The sequence below is a fragment of the Bradyrhizobium sp. WBAH42 genome (assembly GCF_024585265.1).
GTDB lineage: Bacteria > Pseudomonadota > Alphaproteobacteria > Rhizobiales > Xanthobacteraceae > Bradyrhizobium.
Map to the genome: position 1 here is coordinate 7989963 of NZ_CP036533.1, position 18946 is coordinate 8008908.

Consider the following 18946-nt stretch of genomic DNA (forward strand, 5'->3'; position numbering starts at 1 on the left):
CATCGGCGGCCCATCGTCGATCAGAGAATCACAAGACGCGATCTCTGTCCGAACCGCTGATCCTGCCACCGATTCAAATCCCAGCGATCAGCCAGCCGCCTGCGGTCGCCAGGTATGTTGCGGCATCCGCCAGTGGACGCCCTCCAGTAGGTAGCCAAGCTGGGCTGGGGTGATTGTCACCACGCCATCAGCCGACGACGGCCACAGGAAGCGGCCGCGCTCCAGCCGCTTGGCATAAAGCCACATGCCCAGTCCGTCGTGCCAAAGGATCTTGATCAGCTTGCCGCTTTTGCCACGGAACACATAGAGGTCGCCGCCGTGCGGGTCTCGCGTGAACGCTTCCTGCACCAGCAAAGCCAGCGAGTTCGGTGTGGCCGGTCGCAATCCACACCCGTACGCCCGACGCAATCGGGATCACCGTAGGCGTCCATCTGCCAGCGCCGCCACGGCGGCCTTCAGCGTCGCCGCGTCGACCGTACCCGTGATCCGCATCCGAGCCCAGGCAGCAAACTCGATCTCGATCGACCCGCCGCTGCTGGCCACCGCGACTGGACAAGGCGTCGGCCCTGATTCGGCGACCACCATCGCCGGTACGAACCCACGTTGGGCGGCAGCCTTCGGCTCGGGCCGAAACGAGCGTCGCCACCGCAGCAGCAATGAGCGCGAAACGCCATAGCGCCGAGCTGTTGCCGCAACTTGGCGCGGCGCCTGTAAGCTCTCCAGGACTATCTTGAGCTTCTCGTCCTCGGACCAGCGCCGCCGCCGGCCCGTGTCCACCACCGCAAGCCGTTCCACTTGGGCACTGCGCCTATCACTGTCCATAAGGACAGTACTCAACAACACGCCTCATTCGGCAAGGCGGCCTTCGCCGGACGGATACATCAGGTCGAGCGCTTCTTCGCGCTTCTTACCGATAAGAAGATCAGGCGCGCAGTCTCGCTGCCCTTAGGCGGACATCACCTCGTTCGTTGCACGACACAATGCCGATAAGAAACCATTCCGATGGACCAAGTCCGCTGACGGGAGCCTTGGTTCCATCGAGCGCTTCTGGCGATACAATGCCCCGGCACAAAATGGAGCAATGTTGCGAACTTCTGGTTCAGGACACTAGCTAGTTGTCCCCACCGGATCCTTGGATCGAATTGCTAACAGAAAGCCCCATCAGCTTCGACTGGATGCGAGCTAGCGCGTCACTGAGCCTCGCCGCTTCATTGAAGCGTGTCTCGGAATATGGCGGGTGCGCGGATGGATCGTGCAAGAGGGCCTCGGCTGTATTCGAGAGCCGGCGAAGGGGCGCCCTCAGCCACTGCGCCGCACAAAAGAGCAGTGCTAGTGTGGCAATGGCACAAGCACCGAAACTACTCCAGAATGATCGGATGAGATTACGGGTGGACGCAAGCGCCTCGTCGGCACTCTGCCGAACCAGAAGAGACCAACCGAAGCTTGGAAGGTTCGCGAAGCCGACCGTCGGAACGATCACCGTGAAGTAGTCCCTGCCGTCAGGCCAACGTTCGCGCAGAGACGCAGTCGTGACGCGACTAGCCGCAAGTGCGGAGCCGATGTTGAGCGGCTTGTTGATAAGATCCGGCGGACCAAACAGGACGGTTCGATCCCCCGAAAGCAGCAGCACATCGATGCCGGGTACTTGTAACGAGTCCATGCTTTCTGCGACCCATTTCCAGTCAAGGTGAGCGCCGATGACCCCAGCAACGGAGCCGGCGTGGCGCAACGGCGCTGCCAGGTCGATAAAGCGATAGGGCTCACGAGGTGCCGGCAACTGGGTGGCCAGTAGTTGAGCGGCATGCACATCGATAGCCGCCGGCGAGACAAGGCCCCGCCTAAACCAAGGTCGCTGTGCAACGCTTACTCCTTCGAGCATGCCGTCTTTAGCCGCGAGAATGGTCCCTTCGAGATCCGCGACGCCAAGCCAAGTGTAGCGTCGATCAAGGCGGCTCAAGAAGTCGATGTGTTCTCGCGCATTCTTAAGATCAGTTAGGTCAATGAGCTCAGCGGACCGAGCTACATCCATCCAAACTCCATAGAGCCGGCGGGCCAACAGCGCGGAACTCATTTCCCCGCGAATTCTTAACGCGTCGAACAGCAGCTGCTCTCCCCCTTGCTGAAGCAGGGCCGTGTAGATCATCGCGGTCACCATGGCCGGCACCAATATGAGCAAGGCGCCTCCACAGAACACCAAGGAGAGTAGGCTCGGTCTTCTCGGCATCTCGCGCTCCTCAACTCGTTAGAGCTCGCCCCAACTCGCAAATCATTTGCAAGATGTTCCCTCGATCGGTCCCTGGCATGGCGGATTCAGTGTGAAGCTTCTTGATAATTTTCGCCCTTTGCTCGGGAGTTGGAGAGAACTTGATTCGATAGCCGTCACGGGTAGTCGCAGCAACATGCGCGTCTACGCCGCTAATCCCGGGCAGGTCGAGCTGCCCTGCTGCTCCGGCGGAAAGTCCGGATGGACCGCTGATTCGCGCGCCCCCTCGGCCCAGATTGAGAAGCCATCCGCGATGCTTCTCACCTTGGATCACCAACGTGATGGGTTCTGGAATCTGGCGCTGAGGTCGATCGTATCGCGGTCGCTCAATGCACACCACGACTGCCACGAAAAGCACCAGAATGTTGTAAACTGTCCAGAACATCACGACAGTCGTGCCGTCCCCCGCTGTTGCGGACGTATCGAAGACAAAATCGGAGTTCAACGGCACGATCAAGCCGCCGATCGTCAGAGCGAGCAGGAGTACAAACGGGCGCATCAACGCCCATTGAACTATGACCTTGGTGCGGTCGCCGCCTTTGGCCGTCACCGAGAATTTATGCGATCCGCTGGTCAGAAGCCCGAGAGCAGCTGCCTGGCTGATGGGCCAGGCCGCGATCAGTTGAGCCGTATCGTTGAGAAGCGGGACAAACAACCCTTTTGAAAGCCAGTTCAGGGACACAAGAACCATTAGGTAATAAGGTACATAATAGCTGATAATTTCCACCAGCGACGCGTTCACGATGGTGATGCCGAACCACCAGTACAACAGCGGGCAAATCAGGCTGGCAAGCCTGAAGGGAAAGGTGCTGACCCAGTAGAGCAATGAATCCAGGATCCCGATTCGATGCATCAGACCAAGGCCGCGCATGGCAAAGGGGCTGTATGAGTTGCGGACGATTTGCATCAAGCCCAGGCACCACCGTCCACGCTGAGTAATATACTCTTTCAGTCCTTCGGGAGCCAAACCTTCAGTCAACGGCTCGTTTAGGTATACAGTTTGCCAGCCGTTTTCCGCAAGCTTAAGGGTGAGCAGGAAGTCCTCGGTTACGCTTTGTGTTGGAATCCAGCCAATCTGCTCGACGGCCTGGACCCGCATTACGGATGATGTCCCACAGCAGATGGCAATCCCCCAAGCGTCCCGCGCTGGCTCGACGTTGTCAAAGAAATGACGTTGTTCATCCGGATATGCGGTGCTTATTCCAAGGTTATGTTGGATCGGATCAGGATTGAAGAAGTGCTGCGGGGTTTGCACGAGCGCGACGCTTGGCTCGTGAAATAACGCTAGCGTCCGCTCGATGAAGTCCGCATGGGGAACGAAATCTGCGTCAAGTACAGCGACAAAGATCGGGGGGGCTGGATCGCGGGCGCGCGCGCGAAGTGCATGGTTAATGTTCCCCGCTTTAGCATGCTCCTTGTCCGAACGTGCGAGATATCCGATTTCGTGCAGCTCGCAAAGTTGCCGTACCCAATTCCTGGCGCCGTCGTCGAGGATAAAAATCCGAAGCTGTGAATAGCGGATTTGCGTCGCGCCAATGATCGTGCGCTCGAGCACTTCCGACGGCTCGTTGTAAGTCGTGATAAAAACGTCCACACGCGGCGCTTCTCCAGGCAGCCACCATTCGGAGTACTGGTCTGCTTCTGCCGACCGGTCGTTCACTCGGGACAGTATGAAAAACGCGATGGTAGAGGAAAGCATCGTCACTGCCTCGAGGGTGGCGAATCCCCAACTGAACAGCGCGTCCGCAGTCCAGTCGAGCGGTGCCAGCGTTTCGGTGAAGCGCCAAGCCATATAACGCCAAGAAAGTACGGCAGCAGCCCCGAGGAGAAGAGCGCGCCAATAGCACTTCATCGGATTGAGAAATGGAAAGACAGTAAGGCGAAGCCCAATTATGAAGGCGGCGCCTGCGAAGGCAGCAACGAGCGGCGACAGCTGGAGCATCAGAGCCCGTACCGCGTTATAAAGCGGCGGAACTGTGCGATTGGGCCAGCTGTGAAGATGACGCGTCCAGTGCGTCCAATCGCGCAATCGAGATCTGCCTCTCCTGCAAGATCTGGAACTGTCACTGTGACGTCAAAGCGCTGCAGATGTTGAGCGCTTGGGCCCACAGCAAGATTGGTGTAAAGTAAGGCCGCACCGGATCCGCCAAGGCGAGTTATGGTTCCATTGAAAATACGATCATCTCGAAACAACCGAAATTGCACGGCCGTTCCCACCGAGAGACCGTCGTAGAGAGATTCGCTGACGCCGGCGGTGACGATCAGTGTACTGCAGTCTACGATCTTGACGAGATCCTGGCCGCGCCGCGCGTATTGGCCATCGTCTATTAGTATGTCCCAGACTAGACCAATCACGCTGGCATTAAGGCCAGCGAAGCTCAAGTTGTTGACACGAAGACGCTCGGCACCGATTTGCCGGTCGAGCTGTACAATACGTGCTTTCACCTGCTCCTTGTCGACATTCAGCTCGGCCAGCCGTTGCTCGAGCTCTCGGATGCGTTGAGCCGAGGAAGGAGCGTCGTTATAGGACTCCCCGATGAAGATGCCGTCGCGAGCGGACGTAAGTTCCGTCTCTAAGTATTTCACTCGCTGCTGCGCACTCTCCAGTTCTTGCTGCGCCACGTCGTAAGTGGCGCGAGCCCGATCCAAATTCGCCGCCGTCTGTACACCACGCGTGCTTAGTTCGTTTGCTCGCCTAAATTCTGCGTCCGCTTGACGAAGGCGTGTGGCCGCAGCGTCTTGAGCTGCTTTCGTTTCGGCAATTCGAGCCTCAATCTGCCGAACCCTTCCGCGCTGGTAATCAGTTGATTGAACATCGAAGCGCGACCTGGATGCGGACAAGGCCTCTCGCTGGCCAACGAGACGGTTGAGCTCGATCTGCTGGTTTGTGCGATCGCGATCAAGCTCAAGAAGCCTCGCGTTATCGAAGCGTTGGTCGGTGAGTTCTGCTATCAGCGCGCCGGGACTAATGCGCGCGCCGATGCTCTTCACGGCAAGCGTTACCTTTCCTTCGATCGGGGCGCGAACGATGTAGAGCCGCGCATTGAGTGTAGCATCCGCCGATGTTCCAGCGAAGTGCTCACCGATAATAATGTACAATCCCACTGCCAACAGGGCCAAGCCGACGATTGCACGTACGAGCCTCATAAGGACATTCCAACTGTTTATAACGGTAGGTGCGCGGCGTGTTACTGAGCAGCCTACGGTACCAATCGTTTTCGCCTAAGGGGCCCCCGCGGCTTTGGATTGCCAGGTCCAATGCCGCTCGGATGCGAGCGTTAGCGGCTCAGGCGTCATGATCAGACTAACAGGCTGGTAAAGAATAGCTTCGTGATCTCAGCGGCAAGAGGATCCATATCGTCGGAAGTGAAAACAGTCATGAACTCTTTCCTGCAGTTCCAGCAGCGCCAGAGATCTTGGACCTCCCGCGCACCCATGCGTTCATGCCACTCGAGGTGAACAAATCCAGAGCCACATTGAGGGCAGTTTATGTGACGTGCTATTGAGACCGACTCCATGTGGCAGCTCGTGTCATTGCACCAAAGGGCCACAGCCGAAGAAGCGTTAGTGTAGCTGCCGCTTCGTGGGCGGCTGCGGTGGATACACCTCTCTGTTCAAACCCTGTGCCAACTGCGACAAGCTTGATCAACAAGGAATATTGCTTCAAGGAAGTTTACCAGACCGACTGCATGTCAGAAATCGGACAGTCTAGTTCATGTTCTAACGTTAGGTCGCAAATCGGGTCGTTTGGTGCTGAGCAATGCCTGGGAGGTTTGGCTGACCATAAACGGCCTGATCAGGAGGGCTCCCACCTGAAGGGAACCAGCGGATGCCTGAGTTGGATCGTGTGCGTCCGGCGCTCCCCGGAGCAATCAGGAGCCGCTAGACTAGGAGACCAGAACGGTGAGCTCCGGCGCTTCAGTCGGAGGGGCATCAGGGGATTCAAATGGCGGATCTTCGAGACGATATCCAGAGTTCGGATGTCTGATCGCCGTTGATTCAGCTCATCGCGTATCTGCACGCCGCTCCAGCCAAGAGGAGTAGTCGAAGATCAGCGCGAGCCCTGTGCGTTGACGTTGGAGTGTCAAACGGTGATGCACGGCAGGCCGCCGCCCGTAATCGCGTCATCGATCCATGGTGATCTCTTAAGAGTCTGCGTCCTGGCCAAGTGAATGGGCCTGCCCTGAGCAACAATGCAGGTGATGCGTCGAAGGTATCGCAGCAAATCTAGCCGCATTATTCTAATCAAGCGCCTCTCGAGCAGGCGTGAATTCAGCGCGTCGACTCACGCACGTGGGTTTCTTGCTCCGTCTTCAGTAACCGACCCGCGGCTGGCTTCGCGATTGAGCAGCGCGGGAATACTGGTGGCTGGAACCGGACCGCTGAACAGGTAGCCTTGTCCTTCTGTGCAACCATTGGACACCAGATAGGCGAGCTGGCGTTCGCATTCGACTCCCTCGGCCGTGGTCATCAAACCAAGCCCTTCAGCGAGGCCGATTATAGCACGAACGATCACCCGGCAGTCAGTGCTGTCGTGGAGATGCGACACGAAGCTGCGATCGATCTTGATCTTGTCAAGACGAAACGAAAGCAGCTGGCTAAGTGTAGCATAACCTGTTCCGAAATCATCGAGCGCGATGCGGACGCCGGCTAGACGAAGTGCGTCAATCACGCTCTTCGCAGCCCCGCTTCTTTCCACAAACGCGCTCTCTGTAATTTCGATCTCCAGGCGGCGCGGACTAAAGCCGGTTTGCTCAAGGACCGATCTAATGCGCTCTCCAAGCGCGGAATCCCGCAATTGGACAGGCGAAATGTTGAAGGCAAGCGAAACGGTCTTTGGCCACGCAGTGGCATCAAGACACGCGCGTCGAAAAAGCTGATCTCCAAGAGCGTTGATGAGGCCGGTTTCTTCTGCAATTGGAATAAACACGTCAGGCGGGATATGCCCAGTTGTCTTGTTCTCCCAACGCGCCAACGCCTCGAACCCCACGATGCGATTACTTGCGAGTGAAACCACCGGCTGGTAATGGGGCTCGATAATATTCGTTGCGATAGCGCTCCGAAGCTCACGCTCAATATTGATGCGCCGCTCGACATGCATGTCCATGTCCGGTTCAAAAAAGCGAACACGCGACCCGCCGTCGCCTTGCGCGCGATAAAGCGCGCGTTCTGCGCGCCTGACCAACTCGTGGGGAGTGACGCCATCAAGCGGAGCGATGGCGATGCCAATTCCAAGACTAAGCTCGGCTGCGCCAGTCTCAATCACCAAACTGTCGGCGGCAGACACCACGACACGGCGCGCCAGATTGGCGAGCTCCTCGAGGGAGCTAATGTTGGGCAGGACGATCCCGAATTCGTCGCCTTCGATCCTCGCCAGGAGACCGTCCTTGGGCAAGATGTCCGCAAGCCTTGTGGCACACTCGCAGAGTGCCTTGTCTACCGCTGCATGGCCGTGCGTTTCCTTGATTCGCTTCAAGCCGTCGAGGCCGAGCATCAGAATAGCGACTTGATGCGTGTCGGTGGCGAGGCCAACGCACACATCAAGTGTGTCATCAAACAGGCGGCGGTTTGGAAAGGCAGTCAATGGATCGTGCCGCGCCGAATCGCGGACTTCTCCTTCTGTGATGGTTTGTGCGTCAGTTCCGCGGGCAAGTTCTCGATAGCGCCGAACACTAAAGATTGTGAGCCCAATGCTCAGCAAGAATGCAACGAACACGATGAATATAATGTCGTCGAGTATCGGATTCACATAGCGCCGTCCCAGCTGCGCTAAACGAGGGCCAAGCCCATAGACATGTGCTAAAAGTGAAGCGAGAACGACGCCGCCGAAGAGAGCAATGAAATCCCTCGTGGCAGAACGGCGCCAATCGAAGTACAATACGCGCAATCGTGGAGTTGAAACTCTCATCTCAGTCGAACCGTCGCAACGCACGCTGGCCCAGTGAGGGTCTTGCCCGCAGCATGATTGTTGAGAAAACCAGATGTTGCGCCGATTGCGGAACTTCAGTAACGGCTTCGCAAGCAGCAATGAGCCATCGGGTCGTGATAAGGTGCTTCCCGGAAAAGTGGTGGTCGAGCGACCGGCAAGTTCGCGCATCGTTAGTGCGGCCTAAGCAACGAGCTACATCCTGAATATGCCCCTTCAAGACGTTGATCACCCTGGAATCGCCAAGGGAGGGCGCTAGTTCACGTGCGATAGCAATCAGCGCGACCAGGTGCCTACCAGTCGTGCCTCGTGATCCGGAGCTTCTGCCAAGTGCCTGGCGAGCGGATTGATGGTCGCGGCGCGCACCAAGGAGCGGCCGTCTTGGCGGGGTGAGGCGACCGCCAGCTGAACGCTCGATGGAACGGCTGCCACGGACGCCGTTGTAGCAAGAACCGACATAAGAGCTCCCGGCTGCTAGTGGCCGCAGCTTATTGCGGTGAGAACCGGCCTGCAAATGTTGCAATGGATGGACCATGACCGGATAGTTGTTAGTAGAGTTGCGGCTTTGGCTCGGAGAAGAGCGGACGGGCGTCCGCCCCAGAGCACGGGAGACGGAGTGAACGATGAACGTTATCCTAGACGAAAACCACACGGTTGCGGCCTTCAAATTTTGCGCGATAGAGTCGCTGGTCGGCGACGTTCAAGAACCCGTCGAGCGTGTCTCCATCGCGCCCGAACTCCGACACTCCAACACTGATGGTGACGCCGACCGATGGTTCGGCCCCGACATCGAATGCAGTGCGTTCGATGGCCGATCGAAGGCGCTCGGCGACCGCTCTAGCCGCTTCGAGCGTCGCCCCCGGAAGCAGTACCATGAATTCTTCCCCCCCCACGCGCGCGACAGAGTCGTAAGGCCGGATTGCCTCCAGACACTTTCGCACGAATACGCGCAGGACCTCGTCGCCGACGCTGTGACCACGTGAGTCGTTTATATCCTTGAAATGGTCGAGATCGAGCGACAGCAGGGACAACGGAGCTCCGGTTCGCCTGGCCCTTGCGATCTCCGCGCCGATATGCTCGATGAAGTGGCGCCGATTCCCGGCACCGGTTAGTGGATCGGTTGCGGCGAGCCGCTCCAGCCGTTGGTTGCTCAATTGTACTTGCTGAAGCGCCTTTTGAGTGTCGGCCATCGATTTGGCAAGGCGGGCGGTCATTTCTTCCTGGCTATAGATGGTGGCGAACGATTGCGTTGTTCGGAACGCCCGGACGACGCCATAGCTGAGCAGAAAAAAACCGCCAGCAAAGATCGCGTGAGCCAGCCACCACATATGATTCCACGGCGTCGCCAAAATGAATGCGAGCGACGATAGCGCAAACCACGCGACAGAAACGCCGAAAACAAGCATGAGCGGCGAGTGAATCCGTCGCATCAGCAAGACGGCGACGTTCAGCGCACTGAATAGCAGTGCGCCGCCCTCCATGGACAGGCGGACGACCGGGTGCCCAGCATTGGGTGAATAGGCGATCAGTGCGACAGCTAAGTCCACCGTAAGGAACAGGCCAATCCACGTCAGCCATGCGCGCGTGTCCGAGCGCTTCTCAAGTCCGTCTGACGGCAGGTTGTAGCTGAGTAGCCCGACGAAGAGCAGAATCGACATCGCCAGACGCGACGCTGGCCCATAGAGCAGAAACAGCCAAATGTTGCGATGTGCCATGCCGGTGAAGGCGCCGTGCAGCGTATAGATCAGCACGAACGCCAGAAAACCAAGGGTCAACCATCGCAACAGAGGCTCGCCTGAAGACCGATAACAACGCCACGTCACATATGTGACGAATAGCCCCTCTAGGGTGGCGACGGCGATGGCGAATTCGTGGAACAGGTGGTCTTCAAACTTCAGCGCGGGATCTTGCTGGAAATAGAGGTAAGCGATCAACTGAGTGGGCAGTAGGGCCAAGCCGATGATGAGAAGGCTCGTATACGCTTGTGTGATCAGCCGCAGCGCGCTGGGCGGCTCGTGCAACATAAGATTGGTACTCATATGCTATACCGTCATTCCATGATGATCCCACGCGTCCTTTGATGAACTCGTGGGCCCTTCTTCAAGCACCTTGGAGTCCTGCTGGACAACCAAAGTAGAAGGCATCATGGTTCGCCTCCGCAGTAGGTTGTCCAACACGCCGGCACGGGTGATCAAGTTGCACGGGCGCGGAAGTCACAAGAGTTACCTTTCCGTCCATCGGCTGCACTCATCCGGGCGGGGCTGCGACGCCGCCAGCATTGACTTGCCATCCAAGGCCAAGTTCGCCACTGCGGGATCGTCGGCGACGTTGCGGGTGTAGGTGTTCGAACCCACCACGTTCGTATCGTGCGTGTTCAATACAGTATCCCAGCCTCCGCCCCGAGTCGTCACGATCTACGACCCGTTCGAAAACCGCCATCGAAGAAAGGAAATCACGAGCCCATTACCTTACTCAATCGTCTGCTTGCCACCCACTGGTAGGGCCGCTGTGACGATCGGCGCGGACTGGTTCGGCTCGGAGCCAACGCGCGTGATGAGCAAACCTTAAGTGTCAGGCCGCTTTGATTGATGAGTTTCTTGTATGCCATCTGTGACCTCCGTTCTGGGCGTGTCCCCGGGCAAAATGCGAGCCAGAAGTTCCACTATATACATGAGCTGGCTAAGCTAACCCCCTGCCACATCTTGTAGGCGGGCGAAAATTCGACCCTGCAAGGACTGGGCATGTGACTTTATGCCAAGCGGCTGGAGCGCGGCTGCTTTTTGTGGCCGTCGTCGGCGGACGGCGTGGTGACAATCACCCCAGTTCAGCTTCGCTACATGCTGGACTACCCATGCCCGGCACCCTTCGCAAAACGGCTAATGTTCGCGGTAAGGGTAAGTAAGGCTACGCTGCTGCGCGTGGTCCGACGCCGTCACCGTCCCCGGCTGGCCCGCTCAGGGTTATCGGATTGTAGATAAGCTGGGCCACTGCCATCGTTCCCGCAGAGCCGTATCGGCCGCGCGACTAAGCCAAGGTCGAAGTCGGCGTCCAAATCGTCGGGCGACGGATTTTGGCGCGCCTGCGCAACCGCCGGTTCTTCTCGCTCGCCGCCCTCAACGAGGCGATCCACGCACTGCTCGTCGATCTCAACAGCCGACCGCTATGGAGCTGGGGGCGAAGCCGGCGCGAGCTGTTCGAGGAGCTTGACCGACCGGCACTGACCCCATTGCCCGACGAACCCTACGAGTACGCTGAGTGGAAGCGCTGTCGGGTGAACCTCGAATATCATGTCGAGCTTGACAAGCATGACTACAGCGTGTCTCACAACCTCGTGCATGAAGAGGTCGAGGCACGGATCACGCTGAAAACCGTCGAGAGCTTCCTGCGCGGCAAGCGCGTCGCCTCGCATCTGCGCAGCACTCTGCCGCATCGGCCAACGACGAACGACGAGCATATGCCAAGCTCGCATCGCCGCTACCGCGACTGGGCTCATGAGTGGATTCGTTCTGAAGCCGCCAAGGTGCGCGCCGACGCCGAGACGCTCATCGACGTCATCCTGGTCGCGACCGCATCCGGAACAAGGCTTCCGCTCGGCCATCGGCATTCTCGGGCCGGTCAGGCGCTACGGCGAGGAACGTGTCGACGCCGCCTGCGCCCGTGCGCTGCTGCTTAACGCCCGTTCCTACAAGTCGGTCGCCGCCATCCTCAAGAACGCCGCCGACAAAACCGCTCCTCCCCCCAGGAGGCGTCGTCCTCTTACACGCCAACATCCGCAGCCGCAGCTACTACAACTAATCAGAAGATCATTGTGCTCATTCATCCGACCGTCGACCGCCTGCGCGCGCTCGGCCTCACTGCCACGGCCGATACCCTCATCGAACTGCAGAACAATCCCGAGGCCGCCGATATGCCACACCCCGATTGGCTTGGTCTCGTCGTCGATCCCGAGGTCACCGCCCGCGACAACCGCCGCCTCGTACGGCGCTTGAGCAATGCCAAGCTCCGCCATGCTGCCACCATCGAGAATGTCGACTATCGCACCGCTCGTGGTCTCGACCGCTCCCTCTTTCAAAGCCTCGCCACTTGCCAATGGATCGGCGAGCACAACCATCTCGTCCTCGTCGGTCCGACCGGTAGCGGCAAATCTTGGCTGGCTTGCGCGCTCGGCAACAGGGCCTGCCGCGATGGCTTCTCGCTCCTCTACGAGCGCGCGCCCCGCTTGTTCGCCGATCTCGCCCAGGCGCCTGGCGAAGGTCGTCTCGCACGCCTGATCGCGGCGCTGGAGCGCGTCGATCTACTCATCCTAGACGACTGGGGCCCGAAGCACTCACTGCCGACCAGCGCCGTGATTTACTCAAGATCGTGGATGATCGCTACGACAAGGGATCATTGTTGATCACATGTCAGGCCCCCGTGGCGCAATGGCATGACGTGATTGCCGACCCCACATTCGGCGAGGCCATATTGGACCGCATCATTCACAACGCCCACCGCATCGAGCTCAAGGGCGACAGTGCGCGTCGTCGGGCCGACGATAGCCCCACTGACCCACAGGTTCTTCCCGCGCGCGCCGCTGCGTCGCTCGTGAGGGCCACTCCGCGCCGCACGCGGGTCCCTCCCATGGACCGCTGGACCGATCTCCAAACCCTCCCGCCCGTCTTGACGAGGAAGACCATTTCCAGCACACATAAGCACGTCAGTCGTGTTCGCCGCAAGTGATCACCATCGTCTGGAAACCGTGATCACGATGGCCTGGAATCGCTTATCGCCATCCCTGGAATACGGACACCGAACCCAACGATGTCATTCCCATTTGTGCGCTTCCTAGATGCATTCGAATTCCTAAATTCGCGCCGCGCCCTAGGCAAAATCGTTGTGGAAATGGGCGGCTAAGGCCTTCCGACGCGCTAGGATCGGGGCACGGGCCCCATAGCCTTCCGGCGAGCCCACCGCTTGCGGACGATGAGCCCTTCCTTGCTAATAAAGGCGGTAAATCCGATTGATCCCCGACGGCTCGCCTTCCGTCGCAGCAGGACGACCACCCGGTGATAGCCGAAACGTCGTCGGCGACGTCGCGCAGCAGGCCACGGAGAGCCGCGTCCGGCGGACGGCTGGAGCGAGTGCCTGGTCCAGCCGAACATTGGACCAATGCAGGATCACGCTCGCGTTGTCTAATCCCGGGGCACCGGTTTGTCCGGGGCGGCTTACGACAAAAAGCGGCATCCGCCATCGGCAGAAGCGCCCCACCTCGATAGCCAGCCGAGTATCACGCGCGCTGAATGTCCTGCCTCGATGGAGGTGTTCGCCCTTACCGCGGAGAAAGGTGGCCCGAATTCGACCGGAAGGGATTATCAGCAGGCTACGGAAATGGATTATCAGCAGGCTACGGAAATGAATGAGGCCGCGAGACGATGCAATCCCGCGGTCCCGCCACCGGATATAGCCAAAAGACAGTTTAAGTACCGAATTCCCCCCGGTGTTCCGCCAGGAGAACACCATTTTCAACAAGTTGACAATCCTGGCAGCTATGGAGAAAGGCGCGGAACTGCAGATCATCGCGGCCGCGAGATGGATGACGCCAATCAAGTTGACGGTTCGCCCGTCATAACAGGATACCGGACGTTTGATTGTCCCAGTCATCGCGTCGGCCTCAAAAAAGGAATGGTAGGCGAGGCGTTCCTTGGAAAGCTAAGGTTGGCATAGCCGAAGCTCCGGGTCCTCTGCCAACGAGAGATTCGCGCCATCGAAATTCACCCGGCCATGGCGCACGACCTGTGTGAGATGGCAATGCGGGCAGGAATTACGTTACCCCCTGTTAGACCGATACTCGCCCCGCGATGAGCGGCCGGCCGCAACTCAGCTACACCAGGAACTTGAAGCACGAGTCAACAGCTATCGCCGCGATAGGCTAGTGCTAGAAGTAGTTGGCTAAGCGCGCTGTAGCGGCCTAATCAGCCGCGTTCGGCCCGTCCACCTTAAGACGGTGAACCCAACCCGCGTGCAGTCGCCAACATGCAAGGCATGCGACCGTTTTCGCATCAACGAACGAGTGCACCGCGTTTTTCTGTTGCACCCTTATTGCTGCGATACCGCGAGGCTCAAATGGCCTGAGGTGCATCAGGACCAAGGCGGGATTGCCTTCACCAAAGCGCGAAAAGGAGCGAAGGATGCCCGAGCTTTCTACGAGCAACTCAAACCTCGTGCTCGGAGTAGAGGAGCCCGGAGGTGTCCACTCATTCGGAGGAGGTTCAGTGGGCGCGCCGAGAGCCCGGGGCAGAACTCAGGATTGGATGAACTCCTGAAGCTTTATGGACCACTGTTTACTTGGATTTGCGGCTTCCGAAAGGATATCAATGGCCTCGAGCTTGACCACCGTCTCTAACCACTAGTGTACGCCAACTTTTTTGGAGCACCAAGAAGCTCTCGTCCCAAGGCGAGCGCTGCATCATTCGTTGTCACGTAAATGTAAGAATTAAAAAGCCGGTCTCACCGCCGGGATCACGAACTTGAATTCCTGAATAGCACTCCAAGTACGGCCTCACAGTGCTTGAGGGATAGCTCGCGACCGCCACAAGGGCGATTGCAGGGTTTGCTACGGTACTTATCCCTTCGGTAATAGAGAGGACACCTCGTGCGCCACGCTGAATACAAGGCTTATAGCTCGGTACCCGAGAAACGCGCTGCCACGGTCTTTGCTCCCAGGGTAGAGATGCGCATCAACCGAAATACCTGTCACGTCGGGCATCGCATTCCTCCTCGCTTTTGAAGTGTTTGGGCGCAATCGAACATTCAGCTAACTCATCTCACCAAGACTACTCGGTTGTCGAGCATCCTGAAGAGACTGTGATGTGCAACTTCCAGTTCGGCTCGGTAGCCGTCGGCTCATAGATCCGGTGATCGCGATTGTCTTGCCGACGACGCATCCAGTTCTGCGCGTTGCACTTCGATTCTGTGCTGCAGAATGAGCTTGACGATTGTGCGTTCATTCCGGCGAAGCGTGCTCACCGAGGATGACGATAACTCGACAGGCCTCTCCATCTGTCGTCTGCGACGTCGATGCCAAGCGCCTCATTGGGTGTTATAGGACTCGCTCGGCTGCAGATGTCGAGTTGGAGTACGAGAAGGCCGCCGACAACTTTCGCCTCTTCTCTGTTGCCTTCCCGCTTGTTTGCTTGGCGACGCGGAATGTCGAGAGTCCGACATGATCAAGCGGGAGATAAACGGATGAGGAGCTCGCATGGCTATCAAAGCTGTGTGTGGCTCGATAAGCCTTGATAAGTCGAAACGCTATCGCTGTGCATGGCCCGAAAAGCATGCTAGCGGATACCCAGGTCGCGCGAAAAGGTCGTAACAGATCCAGCAACTCTGCAAGACTCGCGTGAGTTTGCGTTCGTATCAGATTCTCGGCGCGCGGATTGCACAGAGTGGATACTCCAATTCGCAAGGCTCGGAGAGCTACATGCGTTCTGCGCCGTACTCCCGCGGCCAGCCTCGAACAGCTCAGTATGTGCGCCTGTGCGGAACCGGCATTGCATCGCCCTGCAATCCACGCCCATCTTCCGGAGGAAACTCGGTCGTGAATTGTCGGGCTCAACAAGGTGGCCCAATGTCGCGATGCCAATTCAACACTCCGACGATAACGCCTGAGCGGCGGACGCGTGTCCACGACGTGAAATCGTTATCGAGTTGGTTTCGCGGCGAGTTGCACGGCCATTACGCACAGCCGTTGGGCATCGCAAGGGGACCCAGCAGATCGAACAGGGCTAATTGACATAGTGGATGTCGCAAGACCTTGCGCCACCACACTGATCGAGGAAGCAAAATTATGGGACGTCTCAGCGAAAGAGTCATTCTGGTCACCGGCGGGGCTCGAGGGATGGGGGCCGCTCATGCGCGCCTGCTGGTAGCGGAGGGAGCTAAAGTCGTGATCACCGATATTCTTCGTAAAGAAGGAGAGGCTTTCGCGGCCGGCCTTGGCACATCCGCGATCTATGTGCGTCAAGACGTCGCTCAGCCAGAGGAATGGTGCCGAGCGATCGCGGCTGCGGAGAGCAAGTTTGGCGCGCTGCATGGCCTCGTCAACAATGCTGGCATAGCCAGTATTGCTCCTATCGAGCAGTTTCCACTCGAGCAGTGGACGAAGACCCTTGCTGTCAATCTCACCGGTGTATTTTTGGGAATGCAGACTGCCCTGCCCGCCATGCGCCGCGCGGGCGGAGGCTCGATCGTCAACATCTCGTCGGTCGAGGGGCTGAGGGGTAGTGCAGGGCTTCACGCCTACGTTGCTTCCAAGTTCGGTGTGCGGGGCATAACCAAGTCCGCTGCTTTGGAGGCCGCTGCGTCTGGGGTTCGGATAAACTCAGTCCATCCGGGGTTAATCAACACTTGGATGACAAAGGACTTCGATTCTTCCAGTTTTCCAATTCCGCTTGGGCGGGCAGCCGAGCCGCCGGAAGTGTCGCAGGCAGTTTTGTTCCTGCTCAGTGACGAGTCCTCTTATCTTACGGGCTCCGAAATCGTCGTCGATGGCGGTCTGACGATCGGCATCCCGTACAAGTGTCAGGCGCCCGAAAGCATCTTCTGACTATCAGCTGACCAATTGTCACATAAGCGAGATCTGATCCTTATGCTCGCCCCGGCAAGCCCGCTGGTGTGGACAGCAAGACGCCGTGGTTCGTTGCTTCGGGCTTGGCGGCGCTCTCCGGCGCGGCGTTCATGATCCCCGACGGGCATATGCGTGGCCGACCGGATTACCATTCTCGAGTGGCTGAACCTTCCAGGTGGGGCGTTGGACGGTAGTTGGGACCCGGAAAGAGGGTTCGTCATCCGAGGTGATCCAGAGATGGAGGAACATTTCGAGTGCGTCTGGGATCTGTTCCGTTCGGTTCTACTGGCTGAAATACTCGGTCGGACGGCGATGGAAGCTGGGGCTTTCCACTCCTGCCGCTGATGTCAACGGGCACCTTAGACGCACAATCGAAGCTGCCTAGATTGAGCAGCCTCGCGGATCGCGGCGATCTGCGCGCCAAGCAGGAGAATATCAACGTAGACGCTATTGATCTGCGGGACGATCGGACAAGCACCGCATCAGTAACAAGCGCCTGGCCGATCTGCCCGGAGATTGGGCCTGTTAAAGCCAGGTCGAGCCTACGGCGCTGGAGTGGCGCTCGTGCCTCGGCAGCCCGGCATCACATCCGCGACGCCTCCGGCAAGAACCAGCTGGATCGAGCACCGACAATTCTCCTGCTGCCCGACGGGGACGATCCGCAGCATCTCGTCATCCCAATCGCTGGCGTCGATCCGCCGAATTTCCGACGATGACATAGGCGCGGGCTCCGACAGGTGGAGCGCTGCCGCCTTGAAGAAAGGAGATAGCAGTTGATATCAAACCAGAATTAAAGATGCCGAATGACTTCAACCGCCACTTATGTAGAAAACGTCAGGAATCGAACATTCAAAGGCTGGCCCGATCGACGATCACAGTTGGCACATGTTTTGAATGAGAGACCTACTAAGTCGGAATCGAGTTGTTATCACACATCACACATTCCGACACCTGCTTTGGGACAGGCGCGCTCAAACAGTCCGAGGGAAGGCAAGAGTTCGCTACGAAAACAAATGCAGCCGACAAATCTCCTTTGGTCCATTCCTTCCGAGCTCGTTCAGAAATACCCCGCGCCCCTAGCTTTCTCGGTAGGGCACGAAAACAGTGAACTTGGAAAGACATCATGACAGTGGAGACAGATATAAACACTGCGCGCGCAGAAATGCGATTGACCATCGTCTGGACAGTTGTGCTCGGCTTTGCCGCGGATCCCTGGCTTGATAGAGTTGGCCTGACGCAACTCAATATCTGAGGAGCATGCCTCAGTACGTTACAGCCTGTGGCGCGCGAGCATTCGAGCATGGCACGGCATACGTGACGGAAGGAATTCGCGCTGCGGCCCTCTGGTTGCCCCCCGGCGTAGAGCAAGATGAGGAGGCGCTCGACGCAATCATGGCTGACTCCCTGCGCCCGGAGATTACCGACGATATGGTGCAGCTACGGCTGCAAATGGCCGCACATCATCCTCCCAAGCCACATTGGTATTTGCCATTCATTGCCGCCGATCCGAACTGGGTTGGACGGGGACTTGGCACATTGCTGATGAAACATGCCCTCAAACGATGTGATTCGGAGGGCGGCGACGCCGATCTCGAAAGCTCAAATCCGGAAAATGTTGCCTTCTACCAGCATCATGGTTTCGAGGTCATCGGTGAGATACAGCATGGTGGTTCGCCGCGGCTAACTCCAATGTTGCGGACAGCCCATTGAGGAGCGTGATCCGGCGTAGGAAGTTTCGTACGCTCCAGCCCACCTTATCTTTGAGCGGCCGTTTCGACTGACCGCCGTAATCCGCATGCCGCGAACAGTTGAAAAACGCCGAGACGCGAGCAGCGCCAAAGTGCTATGACCGGCAGCTGTAACGACGAAGGCATCTCGGCGTACGAGGAGGCGTGCCTTGGAGTCGCCGTGGCTCCGCCCCAACACCGTGTCATGTCCCGTGACGATCGGTAGGCGACCCGCGACGCCGGTGCTTGAGACGTTTTTGGCTCACGGCCGCTTTTTCATGGGTAATCGTCTAGCAGGTGCTCTACCTGCGCGGCGCCTCCTGCTCGACTGCGGCAATGGGTTTGTGGAAGATCCCGGCTTACCTGCTGATGCTTAACGTCTTCTCGGAGCGCTCGCGATCTCGATTCCGGTTGACGCGGACGGA

At 58.2% G+C, this 18946-nt stretch carries 13 protein-coding genes and 2 pseudogenes; 7 read left to right on the forward strand and 8 right to left on the reverse strand.

The window, feature by feature from the left end:
* Positions 1 to 87 precede the first annotated feature (87 nt).
* The 7 genes from tnpB to DCG74_RS38910 form a co-directional block, all read right to left on the reverse strand.
* Positions 88 to 384 (reverse strand): IS66 family insertion sequence element accessory protein TnpB, encoded by a 297-nt coding sequence (gene tnpB, locus DCG74_RS37450; protein ID WP_210268478.1) that lies wholly within the window; start codon positions 382 to 384, stop codon positions 88 to 90.
* 30 nt (positions 385 to 414) lie between these two features.
* Positions 415 to 795 (reverse strand): transposase, encoded by a 381-nt coding sequence (locus DCG74_RS37455; protein WP_257187509.1) that lies wholly within the window; start codon positions 793 to 795, stop codon positions 415 to 417.
* A gap of 316 nt (positions 796 to 1111) precedes the next feature.
* The gene (locus tag DCG74_RS37460) at positions 1112 to 2155 is read right to left on the reverse strand and encodes a cache domain-containing protein (RefSeq protein WP_175421837.1); all 1044 of its coding nucleotides are present in this window, start codon (positions 2153 to 2155) and stop codon (positions 1112 to 1114) included.
* A gap of 79 nt (positions 2156 to 2234) precedes the next feature.
* Positions 2235 to 4205, reverse strand: coding sequence for a glycosyltransferase (locus tag DCG74_RS37465; RefSeq protein WP_172788330.1), 1971 nt, complete (start codon positions 4203 to 4205; stop codon positions 2235 to 2237).
* Positions 4205 to 5410, reverse strand: coding sequence for an HlyD family secretion protein (locus DCG74_RS37470; protein WP_172788331.1), 1206 nt, complete (start codon positions 5408 to 5410; stop codon positions 4205 to 4207). The genes DCG74_RS37465 and DCG74_RS37470 overlap by 1 nt, the downstream gene beginning before the upstream one ends.
* Before the next feature lie 1138 nt (positions 5411 to 6548).
* On the reverse strand, positions 6549 to 8360 hold the full coding sequence (locus tag DCG74_RS37475) for a bifunctional diguanylate cyclase/phosphodiesterase (RefSeq protein WP_246708967.1): 1812 nt from the start codon (positions 8358 to 8360) through the stop codon (positions 6549 to 6551).
* Between the two features lie 464 nt (positions 8361 to 8824).
* Positions 8825 to 10228 (reverse strand): GGDEF domain-containing protein, encoded by a 1404-nt coding sequence (locus tag DCG74_RS38910; RefSeq protein ID WP_172788332.1) that lies wholly within the window; start codon positions 10226 to 10228, stop codon positions 8825 to 8827.
* 1031 nt (positions 10229 to 11259) lie between these two features.
* Between DCG74_RS38910 and DCG74_RS37485 the strand changes: the two genes are divergently transcribed.
* Positions 11260 to 11862, forward strand: coding sequence for a transposase (locus DCG74_RS37485; protein WP_172788333.1), 603 nt, complete (start codon positions 11260 to 11262; stop codon positions 11860 to 11862).
* A gap of 135 nt (positions 11863 to 11997) precedes the next feature.
* Positions 11998 to 12719: pseudogene (istB, locus tag DCG74_RS37490) on the forward strand (IS21-like element helper ATPase IstB); the annotation flags it as partial.
* 333 nt (positions 12720 to 13052) lie between these two features.
* Here istB and DCG74_RS37495 read toward each other — a convergent pair.
* A pseudogene (locus DCG74_RS37495) lies at positions 13053 to 13308 on the reverse strand (IS3 family transposase); the annotation flags it as partial.
* A gap of 2706 nt (positions 13309 to 16014) precedes the next feature.
* Here DCG74_RS37495 and DCG74_RS37500 point away from each other — a divergent pair.
* From DCG74_RS37500 to DCG74_RS37520, 5 genes are all read left to right on the forward strand, one after another.
* Positions 16015 to 16773 (forward strand): glucose 1-dehydrogenase, encoded by a 759-nt coding sequence (locus DCG74_RS37500; RefSeq protein WP_172788334.1) that lies wholly within the window; start codon positions 16015 to 16017, stop codon positions 16771 to 16773.
* Positions 16774 to 16926: 153 nt separating this feature from the next.
* Positions 16927 to 17139: an oleate hydratase gene (locus DCG74_RS37505; protein ID WP_257187510.1), complete on the forward strand. Its 213-nt coding sequence runs from the start codon at positions 16927 to 16929 to the stop codon at positions 17137 to 17139.
* 41 nt (positions 17140 to 17180) lie between these two features.
* Positions 17181 to 17510 carry a hypothetical protein gene (locus DCG74_RS37510; protein ID WP_172788335.1) on the forward strand — a complete coding sequence of 110 codons (330 nt, stop codon included), beginning with the start codon at positions 17181 to 17183 and terminating at the stop codon, positions 17508 to 17510.
* Between the two features lie 407 nt (positions 17511 to 17917).
* A complete protein-coding gene (locus DCG74_RS37515) occupies positions 17918 to 18046 on the forward strand; it encodes a hypothetical protein (RefSeq protein ID WP_257187511.1) in 129 nt (42 codons plus the stop codon).
* Positions 18047 to 18186: 140 nt separating this feature from the next.
* Entirely contained in the window at positions 18187 to 18504 is a 318-nt protein-coding gene (locus DCG74_RS37520) for an N-acetyltransferase (protein WP_246708968.1), read from the forward strand.
* Positions 18505 to 18946 lie beyond the last annotated feature (442 nt).